Consider the following 677-nt stretch of genomic DNA (forward strand, 5'->3'; position numbering starts at 1 on the left):
TAACGTTTTGTACATTATTAAAGTTTGTATATAATGCATAAGCATTAACACCCGTCATCATTTCTTCTTTTAAACCTGCTGTTCTACCATAACCAAATGATAAACCAACAGATCCTTTAGCTTGACCAGGCTGTATTAAAACAGGTACTTTTATGGTTACTCCGTTTACAGTTACATTAGCGTAACTACCATTTAAAGCCCCCGTAGCAACATGCCTGTTGCTTAAGCCTAAGGCTTCTGCGTCAGCTTTTGAAACTGTTAAATAGTTATCCCAAGATGTTCTTGTAATAGGATCTGGAAATTCTTGTAACCATGGGTTATTAGCTTGTTGGCCATCACCCATTCCTGTTTTAGTGTATAAGGTTAATTCTAAACCTTCGGTAGATTTAACTGATTTTGCTAAAGCAGAAACTGCATTACTTACTGCTGTTTCTGTTTCTTCAGTAGCTTCAGTTGTATCTTCAACTTCTGTAGCAATAGTTCCAACATAAACACCATCATGTAATGCTTTGTTGAAAGAACCGCCGCCTAAAATACTAGTACCCCAAGTTTCCTTTATATAGTCTACGTATGACAAAGAATTGCCTGTCCACTTTAATAAAGCTTCTTGAAATTGTCTTGTACTAAACAAAGGACGTATAGTTGGCTGCGTTAAAGCATAATGGCCTTTTTTCAAC

General features: G+C 36.3%; 1 pseudogene. It reads right to left on the reverse strand.

The annotated features are described in order from the left end of the window. Window positions 1-677 (reverse strand): annotated as a pseudogene (locus tag FUA24_RS03910) (quinol:cytochrome C oxidoreductase); the annotation flags it as partial.

The organism is Seonamhaeicola marinus, assembly GCF_008085455.1.